We start from the raw sequence: 14,388 nt of genomic DNA on the forward strand, positions 1-14,388 counted from the left end.
ATGGCATCGGTACCCGCGGTCCTGACCTCCGAATGGACCAAGATCCGTACGGTCTCCTCGACGACCTGGACGCTGATCTGCGCGTTCGCCGTCACCGTCGCGATGAGCGCCGCGCTCTGCGCGGTGATGAACTCCCAGTTCGACGACCTCTCCGACGCGGAGCGGGCCACGTTCGACCCCACGTTCGTCAGCTTCTCCGGGATGATCCTCGGCCAGCTGGCCATGGTCGTCTTCGGTGTCCTGGTGGTCGGTACGGAGTACAGCTCCGGCATGATCCGCACCTCGCTCGCGGCGGTGCCGCAGCGCGCCACCTTCCTCTTCAGCAAGATGCTGGTCGCCAGTGTGCTGGCCCTGGTGGTCGGGATGGTCACGAGCTTCGTCTCGTTCTTCCTCGGCCAGGCCCTCCTCGGCGACCACAGCATCGGCATCGGCGAGGACAACGTGCTGCGGGCGGTCTTCGGCGCCGGTCTCTACATGGGGCTGATCGCGCTCTTCTCCATGGGGGTGGCGACGATGCTGCGCAGCTCCATGCTGTCGCTCGGCATCCTGATGCCGTTCTTCTTCCTGGTCTCGCAGATCCTGTCGGCCGTCCCTGGCGCCAAGAGCGTCGCCCAGTACTTCCCCGACCAGGCCGGATCCAAGATCATGCAGGTGGTGCCCGACGCGATGAACAGCGATCCGGCACCGTACGGGCCGTGGGCCGGGCTGCTGATCATGGTGGCGTGGGTGGCGGCCTCGGTGATCGGCGGCTTCCTCGTACTCAAGAAGCGCGACGCCTGACCCGGTGCCGTGGGCCCCGGTCCACGGCACCGGAAGCGACTCGCCCCGCTTCCTCCTTGGCCGGAACCGTCAGCGCCTGGATATCCTCCTCACTCATACGGGGGGCGTACGGCCGACGGCCTGTGCCCCGACGACAGATAAGTCGATGGGCTGGAGCATGATCGAGGCAGTCGGTCTGACCAAGCGCTATGGCGCGAAGACGGCCGTGTACAACCTTTCCTTCCAGGTGCGGCCCGGCGCCGTCACCGGGTTTCTCGGCCCCAACGGGTCGGGGAAGTCGACCACGATGCGGATGATTCTCGGCCTGGACCGGCCGACGGAGGGCCGGGCGACCATCGGCGGCCATGAATTCCGCGATCTGCCGAACGCTCCGCGTCAGGTGGGTGCCCTGCTCGACGCCAAGGCCGTGCACGGCGGGCGCAGCGCCCGCAGCCATCTGCTCTCGCTCGCCCAGCTCGCCGGCATCCCGGCCGCCCGGGTCGACGAGGTGCTGGGAGTCGTCGGCCTCCAGCAGGTGGCGTCGAAGCGGTCCAAGGGCTTCTCGCTCGGCATGGGGCAGCGTCTGGGCATCGCGGCGGCGCTGCTGGGCGACCCGCAGGTGCTGCTCTTCGACGAGCCGGTCAACGGTCTCGACCCGGAGGGCATCCTCTGGGTCCGCAACCTGATGAAGATGCTGGCGTCCGAGGGCCGCACGGTCTTCGTCTCCAGCCATCTGATGAGCGAGATGGCCCTCACCGCCGACCATCTGATCGTGATCGGCCGCGGTCAGCTCATGGCCGATATGAGCATCGGGGACTTCATCTCGGCCAACTCGGCCGATTTCGCCCGGGTCCGGGTCCCGGACGACGGGCCCGAGCAGCGAGAGAAGCTCACCGCCACGCTCACCGAGGCGGGCGGCCAGGTCATGTCGGAGCCTGACGGGGCCCTGCGGATCACCGGGCTCCGGCTGCCGCGCATCAGCGATCTGGCCCATCAGGCGGACGTCCGGCTGTGGGAGCTCTCGCCGCACCAGGCCTCGTTGGAGGAGGCGTACATGCGGATGACGCAGGGCGCCGTGGACTACCGCTCGACGGCCGACCAGGTGGCCCATCTCCAGGCGCCGGCACCCGCCGGATACGGACCGCAGCAGGCGTACGCCCCGCCGCAGAGCGCCCCCGAGGTGCCGCAGCAGGGCTGGTACGCCCCGCCGCCGCCCGGCCAGAACCCGTACGCGGGCGCACCGGCCCCCGCGGTCCCGGCCGCCGCCCCGGCCGCTCCCGCCGCCCCGGCCGCTCCCGCCGCCCCTCCCGCTCCCGCTCCCGCCCCGGCAGCGCCCGCGGGACCCTCCGCAGACCTGACCAAGCGCGACACCAGCGAGGACTCCCGATGACGACGCCGCCCACGCCGCCGCAGGCGCCGTACCAGCAGCAGGCGTACCAGCAGCCCTTCGCCCCCCAGCAGCCCGGACAGGGTGCGCAGGCCGGCTCCTACGTCTCCCCGATCCCGGTGCGCCCCGCCACCCTCGGTGACGCGATCGCTTCCGAGTGGACCAAGATCCGGTCCGTGCGCTCCACCATGTGGACGCTCGGCATCATGATCGTGCTGGTGTTCGGCATCGGGGTGCTCTCGGCGGTCGCCGTCAGCTTCTCCGACTCCGATTCCGACATGGGCTCCACCCCGGTGCTCAGCCTCGGCTTCTTCGGCGTGCTCCTGGGATCGATCTGCGTGATCACGCTCGGCGTCATGACCATCGCGTCGGAGTACGGCACCGGCATGATCCGTACGACGCTGACGGCCTGCCCGAGCCGGGCCCGGGTGCTCAGCGCCAAGGCGATCGTCTTCTTCCTGCTCACCTTCGTGCTGACGACGGTGATGACCACGATCGTCGCCCTGATCCAGACAGCCATGCTGGACGCCCCGGCGCCCAGCGGGAAGGAATGGCTGAGCGGGACCGTCGGAGTCGGCCTCTACATGGCGACGCTGGGCCTGCTCTCGCTGGCGGTCGGCGCGCTGATCCGGCACTCGGCCGGCGCGATCACCCTCATGATCGGTGTGGTGCTGCTGCCGCTCGTACTGGCCATCTTCATGCTCGCCGACTCGCTCACGTCGATCCGCGAGTGGCTCCTGGAGTACTCGATCCCCAACCAGCTCAGCATCTTCTACGACAACTCGGTCGCGACATCGGGGCCGTCCGGCTGGGACCCGCTGTGGCTCATGCTCGGCGTGACCGCCGTGGCTCTGGGCGGCGCCTATCTGGCGATGGACAACCGCGACGTCTGACACCGACGGCCGTTCTCCGTACCCGGACGCGGGTTTCCCGGGGTCCGGCACCGAAGGCCGGTTCTCAGTACCGAGGCTTCCGTACCCGGACGCGGGTTCCGGCACCGGAGGCCGGGCTCAGTACCGAGGCGCGTTCCTGGACCGCTGCACCCGTGTGGTGCGGCGGTCCTTCGCGTTCCAGCACGCCTTGTGCCAGTGCCTGCGGTCGTCGATCCCGCCGTACTCGGACCAGGCCACCAGGTGCGGGAGGCCCGACGGGATCTCCTGGTCGCAGCCGGGGCACCGGTAGCGCTTGCCCGCCGCGCTCGCGCCACTGACCGGGCGGACCGACCACTCCTCGCCCTGCCACTCCTCCGCGCGTCCTCCGCCGCCGTACCGGTCCCCCGCCGCGCTCGCGCTGTCGGTGGGACTCTCGCCGCCTCGGGGGCGGTTGCGGCGCGGGGACACGTGACACCTCACAGGGCGGGACCGGGCAGTTCCCGTCCAGCGTAGGGCCATTCGGCGGGGGCATACGTCTCGCACCGCCCAGGACGGGACGGGTTACCGGAAAATCGCAACAACTTCCCGTCGGACCGTGCCTTTGGCACGTGTCAGACGTTGTTGCCGGTAGGGGAGAGCCGCGTCGGCCGCAAGGAGGTATCTGGCGATGCGTGTGGGAACGTTCGTACTGGCAGCCCAGTTTCCGGGGCAGGGGCCGGGAGAGGCGCTGCATCGCGCGATCCGGTCCGCCGAGGTCGCGGAGGAGTCCGGCCTCGACTCGGTCTGGCTGGCCGAACATCATTTCGTGCCGTACGGGGTGTGCCCGTCCGCCGTGACACTGGCCGCGCTGCTGCTCGGCCGCACCCGCAGAATCCGCGTCGGTACGGCGGTGAGCGTGCTGCCGACCCAGCATCCGGTCGCTCTCGGCGAGCAGGCGGCCCTGCTGCACCTCACCAGTGGCGGCCGGTTCACCCTCGGCGTGGGCCGGGGCGGGCCGTGGATCGACCTGGAGGTGTTCGGCGGCGGCCTGGAAGCGTACGAGAACGGCTTCCCCGAGTCCCTGGGGCTGCTGCTCGACTGGCTGCGCGAGGCGCGGGTGGCGGGACGCGGGGAGCGGTACGGCTTCCGCGAGGTGGCGGTGGTCCCCCGGGCCGACGAGCTGCTCCACGCGGAGAGCGGGGAGAACCCCGAAGGACCCGAGGTGATCGTCGCGTGCACGTCGCAGAAGAGCGTGCGGCTCGCAGCCGAGAACGGCTTGCCGATGCTGCTCGGGATGCACTGCGGCGACGAGGAGAAGGCCGAGATGGTCGCCTTCTGGCGCTCCTGCGCGCTCGCCGCGGGCCGTTCGCCGGAGAGCGTACGGCAGGCGGGGCACGTGTCCGCGGGGGTGGCCCAGATCGCGGACCGGGCCGACGACGCCCGGGAGACGCTCGTGAAGGCGATGCCCGGCTGGCTGCGGCAGGGGCTGGAGGCCCATGTGACGGTGGACGGCCGGCACCGGGTGATGCGCGACCCGGTCGGCTACACGGAGCTGCTGTGCGGGCTTCATCCGGTGGGCCCGCCCCGGCTCGCCGCCGACCGCCTCGCGGCCACGGCGGAGCGCACGGGCATCACCCGCTTCGCGCTCCTGGTGGAGGGTTCCGGAGATCTCGTGGCCACGGAGGAGAACGTAGCGCGCCTGGGCACCGAGGTACTGCCACTCCTCGAATGACCCACACCTGTGGGTTTCACGGTGTACGTACGGGAGCCGCCGCCCCGGACCAGTTGCACCTCCCGCGGCCCGGGGCGGCAGCAGAAGCGTTCAGCAGTCCCGTAGTTCGGGCGACTGGTTGAGCAACTGGCCCCTCACCGAAGTGAACTTGGCCAGTCGGTCGTCGACCGAGGCGTCCAGCGGGAACACCGCGACGCGGTGGCAGTTCTGGAATGCCAGGCGCACCCCGAAGTGCCGCTGCAGCGCACCGCGTATCGCATCACTCGCGAGCGCACGCAGCAGCTGACCACGTGCCTGCTCGTTGGGCGGCGGCGTCTGGTTGTCGGCGAACTGCCCGCCGTCGACCTTCAGCTGAGCCACCAACGAGCTGATCATCTCCCATGCGTAGGGCAGGGAGGTCCGGACGCAGTCGACGAAGTCGGCTTCGTCGACCTCGCCTCGCTCGGCCTGTTCCAACAGCGCCGGTGAGACGTCGAGCGACATGGGTTCTCCTCTCGCGACCCCGACGGAGGGCCGGGGCCTTACGGGCAGGGAAGAAGGACGGCGACGCAGCGTGCACGCACGGCGACCTCCTGCATCCACGGTAAGGGCGCAGTCCGGGCCGCACCAGGAGATTGGGAACACAACCGGCCAATAACGAAGGGGTTCAAAGAGGGGCAAGCCAGAAAGCGTCACTCCTGGACGGGAAAGGAGTGACGGGTGGGTGAATCGCGTCGAGCACCTGTCGTCGAGTAGCGTTGCCGACCATGCGTCTCGTCATCGCCCGCTGCTCCGTGGACTACGCGGGCCGGCTCACGGCCCACCTGCCCTCCGCTCCCCGTCTCATCCTGGTGAAGGCGGACGGGAGCGTGTCGATTCACGCCGACGACAGGGCGTACAAACCGCTCAACTGGATGTCGCCGCCCTGCACCCTGAAGGAAGGCGCCGACGACACCGCGGGCGTCTGGACCGTGGTGAACAAGGCGGGCGAAAAACTGATCATCACGATGGAGGAAATCCTCCACGACTCGTCTCACGAGCTGGGCGTCGACCCCGGCCTGATCAAGGACGGCGTGGAAGCGCACCTCCAGGAGCTGCTCGCCGACCGGATCGAGACGCTCGGCGAGGGCTACACCCTCATCCGTCGCGAGTACTTCACCGCCATCGGCCCGGTCGACATCCTGTGCCGTGACGCCGACGGCCAGACGGTGGCGGTCGAGCTGAAGCGGCGCGGCGACATCGACGGCGTGGAGCAGCTGACCCGCTACCTGGAGCTGCTCAACCGCGATCCCCACCTGGCACCGGTGAAGGGCATCTTCGCCGCCCAGGAGATCAAGCCCCAGGCCCGCGTCCTGGCGACGGACCGCGGCATCGGCTGCGTGGTCCTCGACTACGACGCGATGCGCGGCATCGAGGACGACAAGCTCAGACTCTTCTGACCCACCCGTCCCCGTCCGGCCTTTCCGGCCCGTCCGGCGTTTGAGGACGGAGCCCTCCACACGGAGACCGCCGACCCCGCCGGACGGGCACCGGGCCCAACCGCCCCTCCCAGCCCGTCCGGCGCTTGAGGACGGAACCCTCCACACGGAGACCGCCGACCCCGCCGGACGGGCGTCCGCGCGCCTCGAGCCCGTCCGGCGCCTGAGGACGAGGCGCCACCGGGGCGCCCCGGATCAGGTCTCCGACGGGCTCGGGCTCGTCCCCGAGAACCCGCTCGACGAGTCCGACGAGTCGGGCACGGTCGGCTCCGTCGTCACCGGATCCGTGGGGGTCTCCGTGGTCGGCTCATCCGTCGGCGTCTCCGACGTCGCCGTGTCGGTCGGCGAAGGACTGGTCGGCGTCACGGTCGGCTTCGTCGTCGTACGCGTAGGCGAAGGCCTGCTCGGCGACGAGCCCTCCGGCGACGACGGAGCGGACTCCGAAACCGTCGCCCCCGGCGAAGACGCCCCGCCCCCGCCCGCAGGCGCGGATCCGCTCCCCGACGGCCCCGGCGCAGCCGATGACGACGCCGACGCCGAACCCGACGCCTCGGCGGACGGAGTCGCGCCGTCCGTGGCCTCCTCCACCGGCAGCTCCTCCTCCGGGTCGCCGCCCTCGGTCACCGACTGGTCGGTCGAGACCCCGGGGTCACCCTGCGGCTCGCTGTTCGAGGTGAGCCCGAGGGTCACCACCGTGCCGAGCACCCCGGCGAGCAGCACGCCCGCCCCGGCGGCGACGAGATTGCGCCGGGCGCCACCGAGCACCGCGAAGCGACCGCCGCTCTCCTGCGCGGCCACGACCGGCGGGCCGCTCTGCCGGGACACGACGGTCTCGTCCGGGAACGTACGCGGCATGGATACGGGGATGGCCGTCGGCAGACCACGGGGCGGCGACGCCTCGAAGCGGTCGGCCGGCAGCTCCGCCATCACCGGTGGTCCGACCGCGGCCGGACCACCGGTCCGGTCCTCGACCAGGGCGAGGGCCCGCCGTCCGGCCACCGCACCGGACTTGTCGGCGAGCGCCCCGCGCATGCTGATGGAGGTCTCCAGCTCGGCCCTGGCCCGGTCGAAGTTGCCGGTACACAGGGCGAGCACGCCCAACTCATGGTGGAAGTAAGCCTCTTCGGCGACCTCGCCGGCGATCCGGGCGGCTTCCTGCCCGATCCGCAGGGCCTTCTCCCAGGCGCTCCAGTGCAGCCCCGCCGCGAAGGCGGGCGAGGCGCTGCGGGCCAGCAGCACGGCGACGCTGGTCTGCCCGGCACTGTCCCCCGGCACCAGCTGCGCCATCGCCGCGAGGATCGCATCGGCCTCGGCCACCGCCCGTGCGGGGGTGACGGAGGGGTGACCGGCCCACCAGGCGTAGTGCTGGGCCACCGTCCGGGCCCGGTCCGTGGCGCCGTCGCCGTATCCGGCGGCCTCCAGCTGGGCGAGGACACCGGCGGCCAGCCGGTAGCGGGGGCCGGCCGGGGAGAGCAGTCCGCAGCCGGCGAGCTCGCCGAGTGCCGCGTCGGCGTGGGTGTCCCCCACGAGCGCCGGCAGATGCGCCTGGTGCGGCACCTCGCCGCCGAGCGCGACCGCGAAGCGCAGGGTGTCGCGCGCCGCCTCGCTCAGCCGTGAGCCGAGCAGCGCGGCGGGGGCGGCGCCCTCTCCGAGGCTGGGCAGCGGGAGCTCCGCGGCGTCCGCCTCGACGGATTCCACGGCCTCCGGAGCCTCGTCGGCGGGCCGGTTCTCCAGGTAGCCGTAGGCGTCGTACGCGGTCGGGTCGCTGGTCAGCAGGTCGCGCTGGCGCAGCAGGGCTCCGGCCTGGACGAAGCGCAGCGGAAGGCCCTCGGACTCGAACCAGAGGTCGCCGGCCCAGTTGGCCTCCTCCTCGGTGAGCTTGCGCTCGACGACCCCCTCCATCAGGTCGATCGAGGCGCCGCGGTCGAGGCCGGCGAGGAAGACCTCTTCGAGGTGGGAGTCGGGGCCCGGGGCGGCGGTGTCGGGCGTCGCGGCCAGCAGGAAGGCGCATTCGGGCGTCGCGTCGAGGAGTTCGTCCAGTGCGACGCCGCCGAACTCCAGGTCGTCGAGAACGACGACGGCACCGGTCGTCCGCAGCTTCTCCAGCAGCAGTTCACGGTCCGGGCGGTGCAGCGGCGCGTCGTGAACGGCCTCGAAGAGTCCGTGGAGGAGGTCGGCCACGGTGCGCTTGTGGCCGCTCAGCCGGACGACGCCGTCAGGGGCGAATTCCGCGCAGTCGGCGGCGACGGCGTCCAGAAGCGCAGTACGGCCGGAACCGGCCGGTCCCGTGAGCCGTACGGAGCGGCCGCGGGCCAGCAGACGCACCAGGCGTTCGCGTTCGTCGGCCCGCTGCAGCAGTGGCAGCCTGAGGACGGGCGGGCCGGGCGGGACGGGAGGCGCGGCGGCCCGCTCACGGTCGGTCCGCTCCGCGGGGGTGCGCCGGGCGGGTGCGGCGGGCTGCTCCCCGGGCGGGCACGGTTCGACCTCGCTGCCGTCGACGGGGTTGACGGTGAGCAGGAGATCGCCGGCTATGAGCGGCACGATGCGCGCCTGTTGCGACGTTTGCTGACTGAAATCCGGCGTCAGCGGATCCCGGGAAGGACGGCGCCGGCCGGCTTCCTCGGAGAAGCCGTTGCCGTCGTGGCCGAACTCTTCCGGCCCCCGGTGTATCGGGTCCATCGCCAAAGCTCCCAAGACGCGTCGAGCACGGTTGCCCCTCCCGGCCTCGCACGCCCAGCTGTCGCTTCCGGTCCGGTGTCCGCCAGGTGGGTCCGTCAATCGGCAGACGGCCGAACCCTAAACCTTCGCACAGTATCTACGAACATCCGGGGTGCCGCGCCGCCCCACAGATCACGGTCTCGTGAGGATTGTGTGGCGTCGGCCGGGGCCCCGGGACGGGCGTCGCCCGCCGGGCACCCTCAGACGCGCGGCAAGGATTCGGCGGCGATTCCGCCCTCGATGGCCAGGATGCGGTGCAGTCGGGTGGCCACCAGCAGGCGTTGCATCTGCGGCGGCACTCCGCGGAGCACCAGCCGCCGCCCGGCACGGCCGGCCCTGCGGTGCGCCCCCATGATGACGCCCAGCCCGGTGGCGTCCCACGAATCCAGCTCGGTCAGGTCGAGCACGAGGTCGCCGACTCCGTCGTCGAGGGCCGAGTGCAGGACCGTACGGGCGTCCGCCGCGCTTCGGACATCGAGGCGGCCCCCGACGACCAGCTCGGCGTGGTCGCCCCTGATGTGCATATGCACTCCCCTTGAATGCTCCGTGGCGTGATCGGTCTGTCTGTCATCTGTCTGAAACTGTCTCTGCCCCAACTGACTGCGGCAGCGACGGGGAAGTTGCCGTCTGTAAGCGAACCGATACCGAATTCACTCCGTGGAGTGACCGAAGTCCGCCGCGGGAACCGGCGGATCCACCGCGGATCCACCGGTTGCGGAAAACCGCCCCCACAACCCCCGGGCCCGATCGACGACGGATCGGGCGGCCGGGGACCGGAAACGATCAGTAGGTGTAGAAGCCCTGCCCGCTCTTGCGGCCGATGTCACCTGCATCGACCATTCGGCGCATCAGCTCCGGGGCGGCGAACTTCTCGTCCTGGGACTCGGTGTAGATGTTGCCGGTGGCGTGCAGCAGGATGTCGACGCCGGTCAGGTCCGCCGTGGCGAGCGGGCCCATGGCGTGGCCGAAACCGAGCTTGCAGGCGGTGTCGATGTCCTCGGCCGAGGCGACGCCCGACTCGTACAGCTTGGCGGCCTCGACGACGAGCGCCGAGATCAGCCGGGTGGTGACGAAGCCGGCCACGTCGCGGTTGACCACGATGCAGGTCTTGCCGACCGACTCGGCGAACTCCCGGGCGGCGGCGAGGGTTTCGTCGCTGGTCTTGTATCCGCGTACGAGTTCGCAGAGCTGCATCATCGGAACCGGCGAGAAGAAGTGCACGCCGACGACGCGCTCCGGACGCTCCGTGACGGCCGCGATCTTGGTGATCGGGATGGCGGAGGTGTTGGAGGCGAGCACGGCGTCGTCCCGGACGATCTTGTCGAGGGTCCGGAAGATCTCGTGCTTCACCTCCAGCTTCTCGAAGACGGCCTCGACGACGACGTCCGCGTCGGCGACCGCGTCGAGATCGGTGGTCGTGGTGATGCGGGCGAGCGCGGCCTCGGCGTCGGCCTCCGCGAGCTTGCCCTTGGAGACGAACCTGTCGTAGGAGGCCTTGATGCCGTCACGGCCACGGGTCAGGGCCGCGTCGGTGACATCACGCAGCACGACGTCCCAGCCCGCCTGGGCGGAGACCTGCGCGATACCGGACCCCATGAGTCCGGCCCCGATGACGGCGAGCTTCCTGGCCACGTTGGCACCCCTATGCTTCTCGGCGGTTCTTGTTCCTTGCTCTCCGGCGGAGGTTAGTACCCGTGAGGGGTGCTGGGGCGATGAAGAGATGCGCGTCACGTCTCAAATGACGGACATCACACCGGGATGCGTCATTCGGCGGCGCGCCGGGCGTAGTTGAGCACCGTTTCGCCGAGCAGGTCCTCGATGTCGTCGAGCAGGACGAGGGCGTCGCGGGACACTTCGGCGGCCTTGCGGCCCGCCACCATCTCGCCGCCGATGTACGCCATGAGCGTCGCGTGCACCCAGGAGAGCTGGCCGGCCACCAGGCTCGCGGTCCGGTCCCCGGCGCCGCACTCCTTTCGCAGCGTGTCCTCCAGGCTCCGGAGGACTTCCTGCTGGATGTGCCAGAGGCGGGCCTTCAGGCTGTCGGCGCCCTCGATGACCCGCATGAACCGCTCGTAGCCCTCCATCAGACCGACGGTGGGTGACACGCCCTCCACCTGGACGCGCAGTTCGCGCAGGACCGCGTCGGCCGCGGACTCTCCCTCGTCCCGGTCCCGGACGTACCGCGAGAGGCGGTCGACGACGCCTTGGCTGCGGTCGAGGAAGAGGTCCTCCTTGGTCGGGAAGTAGTTGTAGACCGTGTTCACCGAGACATCGGCGGCCCGGGCGATCTCGGCGATCGTGACCGCGTCGAATCCCCGCTCCAGGAAGAGACCGGTGGCCACGTCCGAGAGGTACTGCCTGGTCTGGCGCTTCTTGCGCTCCCTGAGTCCCTCAGCCATGGGCCCATCGTAGGGCGCTCTGGGGTTCCTGAATATTTGGTGTCATTGCAATTTTTCAGTGACTCTGTTTTTGTGGTCGCCATGCCAATCATCAGTACGTCCGGGCTCGCCCGGACCTTCGTCTCGAAGACGGGCCCCGTGGAGGCCGTCCGTTCGCTCGACCTGACGGTCGCGACCGGCGAGATCGTCGGCCTCCTCGGCCCCAACGGAGCGGGCAAGACCACCACCCTGCGCATGCTCACCACCCTGCTCGCGCCCACCGGCGGCGCGGCCACCGTGGCCGGCCGCGATCTGGTCGAGGACCCGGCGGGGGTACGCGAGAAGTGCGGGTACGTGGCCCAGTCGGGCGGTGTCGACCCGCACATCAGCGTCCGGGAGGAGCTGGTCACCCAGGGCCGGCTGTACCGGCTCGGCAAGGCCGCGGCCGTCGCCCGGGCCGCGGAACTCGCCGCCGAGCTGGGCCTCACGGAGCTGCTCGACCGCAGGACGCTCACGCTCTCCGGGGGCCAGCGGCGACGGCTCGACCTCGCGATGGGGCTCACCCACCGCCCGGCCGTGCTCTTCCTCGACGAGCCGACCACGGGACTCGACCCCGGCAGCCGCGCCGATCTGTGGGACCTCGTGCGCCGGCTGCGCGACACGTACGGAACGACCGTCGTGCTCACCACCCACTACCTCGACGAGGCCGACGCGCTCGCGGACCGGCTCGTCGTCATCGACGGAGGCCTGGTCGTGGCCGAGGGCGCACCGGCCGCGCTGAAGACCCGCTACGCGGGCTCGCCCGGCGCCTCGCTCCAGGACGCGTTCCTCGCGATCACGGGCCGGGGGCCCGCCCCCGCCGATGCCCAACCCGTCGCCGTCTAGGGTCTTTCGTTCGGATCAGGCCGGACCCTGCGGGCCCGGCATGATCCGGACGAGAGGCTTCAGCCCCACTCAGAGGATTCCGATGCTTCTCCACGACACCGCGCTCGTCTTCGGCCGGTACGCCCGCCAGACCCTGCGCTCCCGCTTCCAGATCCTCTTCGGCATCCTCATGCCGCTGCTGTACCTGCTCTTCTTCGGCCCCCTGCTCACCGGCCTGCCGCTCGGCCCGGACGGCGACTCCTGGCAGGTGCTCGTCCCCGGACTGCTGCTCCAGCTCGGTCTGTTCGGCGCCTCGTTCGCCGGATTCGCCGTCATCATCGACAAGTCGACCGGGGTCATGGAGCGGATGCGGGTCACCCCGGTCAGCCGGACGGCGCTGCTTCTGGGCCGCGCCCTGCGCGACGCGCTGCTGTTCGTGTTCCAGGCGGTGCTGCTGGTGCTCGTCGCCGTGCTGATGGGACTGCGCGCCCCGCTGCCCGGCGTACTGATCGGCTTCGCCTTCGTCGGGCTGCTGACGGTCTCGCTGGCCTCGCTCTCGTACGCACTGGCCATGAAGGTCGGCACGCCGCAGGAGTTCGGACCGGTGATCAACTCGCTCACCATGCCGGCCATGCTGCTCTCCGGGCTGATGCTGCCCATGACGCTGGGACCGCGGTGGCTGGACGTGCTGTCGCACTTCACACCGCTGCGCTACCTCGTGGACGCGGTACGGGACGCGTACGTGGGCTCGTACGCCACCGCGCACATGCTGTACGGAGTCCTGGTCTCCCTCGGATTCGCCACGCTCGCCGTGACAGTGGGCACCCGCGTCTTCAGGAGGGCGGGTGCGTAACCAAGGACTGTCCCGCAATTCCTCGCGGGCGCACGACGACAGCCACGGCACCCCTCCCCCGTAGCCCGAACGGCACGGGGGGACCCCTCCGTTGTCGGAAGACCCGAATGCATCCCGCATGCGGGCGCCTCTCCGCCCTGCGACGCACCGCGTCTGGCGCCGTGCGCTGGCCCACCAGGAATTGCGGGACACCCTTAGGCTGACCGCATGGTCAACCTGACACGTATCTACACCCGCACCGGCGACCAGGGCACCACCGCCCTCGGCGACATGAGCCGGACCGCCAAGACCGATCTGCGCATCTCGGCGTACGCCGACAGCAACGAGGCCAACGCGGTCATCGGCACGGCGATCGCGCTCGGGCAGCTGACCGACGACGTCGTGAAGGTCCTCGTCCGCGTGCAGAACGACCTGTTCGACGTGGGCGCGGACCTGTCGACGCCGGTCGTCGAGGATCCGAAGTACCCGCCGCTGCGCGTCGAGCAGTTCTACGTCGACAAGCTGGAGGCGGACTGCGACCACTTCCTGGAGCAGGTGGAGAAGCTCCGCAGCTTCATCCTGCCCGGCGGCACCCCGGGCGCCGCGCTGCTCCACCAGGCGTGCACGGTCGTCCGGCGGGCGGAGCGGTCCACCTGGGCGGCGCTGGAGGTGCACGGCGAGGCCATGAACCCGCTGACGGCGACCTACCTCAACCGGCTCTCGGACCTGCTGTTCATCCTCGCCCGGGTGGCGAACAAGGAGGTCGGCGACGTGCTGTGGGTACCGGGCGGCGAACGCTGACCGACCGGTTCCGCCCGCGGTGCACTCAGCCCGCGGGCGGACCCGGCACGTGCTTCGCGTCGCCACGCTGGTCCCGCTTCGGGAAGAGCGTGTAGCTCGCCGCGATCACCAGGTTGAGGCCGATCACGAAGAGCATCTTCTGCTGCCACGCCCGCAGCGACGTCGTGTCCCCGTCTCCTCCGACATACCAGACCGCCGCCTGAAGCAGGGCCAGCGCCGTCGCCGAGGCCACCATCCACCGCCCGGCGACCCGCCACTCGTGCGCGGCCCGTGCCATCCCGTACTTCGGCGGCCTCACCGGCGGCGGACCGTCGGCGAACCGGTGCGATACCCAGGCGTCGACCCACTTGATCGTGGAGTGCCCGAGCCCGACCGTGAAGCCGATGTAGACCGCCGCCAGCCCGTGCTTCCAGTCGGGATCGGCGCCGTTCCTCAGGTCGATGGCCGTCACCACCAGCAGGACGACCTCCAGCAGCGGCTCGCACAGCAGCACGGCTGCGCCCAGCCGAGGCATCCTCGCCGCGTAACGCAGCCCGAGCCCGGCGGCCAGCAGCACCCAGAAGGCGATCTCGCAGAGAACGATCAGCGTGACGATCACGGTCCGGCTCC

At 70.7% G+C, this 14,388-nt stretch carries 15 protein-coding genes; 8 read left to right on the plus strand and 7 right to left on the minus strand.

The window, feature by feature from the left end:
• From ACIQMX_RS00410 to ACIQMX_RS00420, 3 genes are all read left to right on the plus strand, one after another.
• On the plus strand, window positions 1-780 hold the full coding sequence (locus ACIQMX_RS00410; protein ID WP_363074514.1) for an ABC transporter permease subunit: 780 nt from the start codon (window positions 1-3) through the stop codon (window positions 778-780).
• Window positions 781-937: 157 nt separating this feature from the next.
• The gene (locus ACIQMX_RS00415) at window positions 938-2,149 is read left to right on the plus strand and encodes an ATP-binding cassette domain-containing protein (protein ID WP_363074516.1); all 1,212 of its coding nucleotides are present in this window, start codon (window positions 938-940) and stop codon (window positions 2,147-2,149) included.
• On the plus strand, window positions 2,146-3,039 hold the full coding sequence (locus ACIQMX_RS00420) for an ABC transporter permease subunit (RefSeq protein ID WP_363074518.1): 894 nt from the start codon (window positions 2,146-2,148) through the stop codon (window positions 3,037-3,039). The genes ACIQMX_RS00415 and ACIQMX_RS00420 overlap by 4 nt, the downstream gene beginning before the upstream one ends.
• 117 nt (window positions 3,040-3,156) lie before the next feature.
• Here ACIQMX_RS00420 and ACIQMX_RS00425 read toward each other — a convergent pair whose 3' ends face one another.
• Window positions 3,157-3,486 (minus strand): ATP/GTP-binding protein, encoded by a 330-nt coding sequence (locus ACIQMX_RS00425; protein ID WP_363074520.1) that lies wholly within the window; start codon window positions 3,484-3,486, stop codon window positions 3,157-3,159.
• 199 nt (window positions 3,487-3,685) lie between these two features.
• On the opposite strand from ACIQMX_RS00425, the gene ACIQMX_RS00430 reads away from it, so the two are divergent.
• Window positions 3,686-4,729, plus strand: a complete 1,044-nt coding sequence (locus tag ACIQMX_RS00430; RefSeq protein ID WP_363074522.1) for an LLM class flavin-dependent oxidoreductase — start codon at window positions 3,686-3,688, stop codon at window positions 4,727-4,729.
• 90 nt (window positions 4,730-4,819) lie between these two features.
• Here ACIQMX_RS00430 and ACIQMX_RS00435 read toward each other — a convergent pair whose 3' ends face one another.
• The gene (locus ACIQMX_RS00435; RefSeq protein WP_148020754.1) at window positions 4,820-5,212 is read right to left on the minus strand and encodes an SCO5389 family protein; all 393 of its coding nucleotides are present in this window, start codon (window positions 5,210-5,212) and stop codon (window positions 4,820-4,822) included.
• A 263-nt stretch (window positions 5,213-5,475) separates the two neighbouring features.
• On the opposite strand from ACIQMX_RS00435, the gene nucS reads away from it, so the two are divergent.
• The gene (gene nucS / locus ACIQMX_RS00440; protein ID WP_326657926.1) at window positions 5,476-6,147 is read left to right on the plus strand and encodes an endonuclease NucS; all 672 of its coding nucleotides are present in this window, start codon (window positions 5,476-5,478) and stop codon (window positions 6,145-6,147) included.
• 234 nt (window positions 6,148-6,381) lie between these two features.
• Here the strand turns inward: nucS and ACIQMX_RS00445 are convergent, their stop codons facing one another.
• From ACIQMX_RS00445 to ACIQMX_RS00460, 4 genes are all read right to left on the minus strand, one after another.
• Window positions 6,382-8,865, minus strand: coding sequence for an ATP-binding protein (locus tag ACIQMX_RS00445; protein ID WP_402474105.1), 2,484 nt, complete (start codon window positions 8,863-8,865; stop codon window positions 6,382-6,384).
• 239 nt (window positions 8,866-9,104) lie between these two features.
• The gene (locus tag ACIQMX_RS00450) at window positions 9,105-9,428 is read right to left on the minus strand and encodes an STAS domain-containing protein (RefSeq protein ID WP_018102617.1); all 324 of its coding nucleotides are present in this window, start codon (window positions 9,426-9,428) and stop codon (window positions 9,105-9,107) included.
• Between the two features lie 259 nt (window positions 9,429-9,687).
• Window positions 9,688-10,536 (minus strand): 3-hydroxyacyl-CoA dehydrogenase family protein, encoded by an 849-nt coding sequence (locus tag ACIQMX_RS00455; RefSeq protein ID WP_363074527.1) that lies wholly within the window; start codon window positions 10,534-10,536, stop codon window positions 9,688-9,690.
• Window positions 10,537-10,667: 131 nt separating this feature from the next.
• On the minus strand, window positions 10,668-11,303 hold the full coding sequence (locus ACIQMX_RS00460) for a TetR/AcrR family transcriptional regulator (protein WP_402474109.1): 636 nt from the start codon (window positions 11,301-11,303) through the stop codon (window positions 10,668-10,670).
• A gap of 81 nt (window positions 11,304-11,384) precedes the next feature.
• On the opposite strand from ACIQMX_RS00460, the gene ACIQMX_RS00465 reads away from it, so the two are divergent.
• The 3 genes from ACIQMX_RS00465 (at window position 11,385) to ACIQMX_RS00475 (ending at window position 13,779) form a co-directional block, all read left to right on the plus strand.
• The gene (locus tag ACIQMX_RS00465; RefSeq protein ID WP_402474112.1) at window positions 11,385-12,167 is read left to right on the plus strand and encodes an ABC transporter ATP-binding protein; all 783 of its coding nucleotides are present in this window, start codon (window positions 11,385-11,387) and stop codon (window positions 12,165-12,167) included.
• Window positions 12,168-12,249: 82 nt separating this feature from the next.
• Entirely contained in the window at window positions 12,250-12,999 is a 750-nt protein-coding gene (locus ACIQMX_RS00470; protein WP_402474115.1) for an ABC transporter permease, read from the plus strand.
• 207 nt (window positions 13,000-13,206) lie between these two features.
• Entirely contained in the window at window positions 13,207-13,779 is a 573-nt protein-coding gene (locus ACIQMX_RS00475; RefSeq protein ID WP_363074535.1) for a cob(I)yrinic acid a,c-diamide adenosyltransferase, read from the plus strand.
• A 25-nt stretch (window positions 13,780-13,804) separates the two neighbouring features.
• Here the strand turns inward: ACIQMX_RS00475 and ACIQMX_RS00480 are convergent, their stop codons facing one another.
• Window positions 13,805-14,377 (minus strand): hypothetical protein, encoded by a 573-nt coding sequence (locus ACIQMX_RS00480; RefSeq protein ID WP_402474118.1) that lies wholly within the window; start codon window positions 14,375-14,377, stop codon window positions 13,805-13,807.
• Between the last annotated feature and the right edge of the window lie 11 nt (window positions 14,378-14,388).

The sequence above is a fragment of the Streptomyces sp. NPDC091416 genome, assembly GCF_044756845.1.
GTDB lineage: Bacteria > Actinomycetota > Actinomycetes > Streptomycetales > Streptomycetaceae > Streptomyces.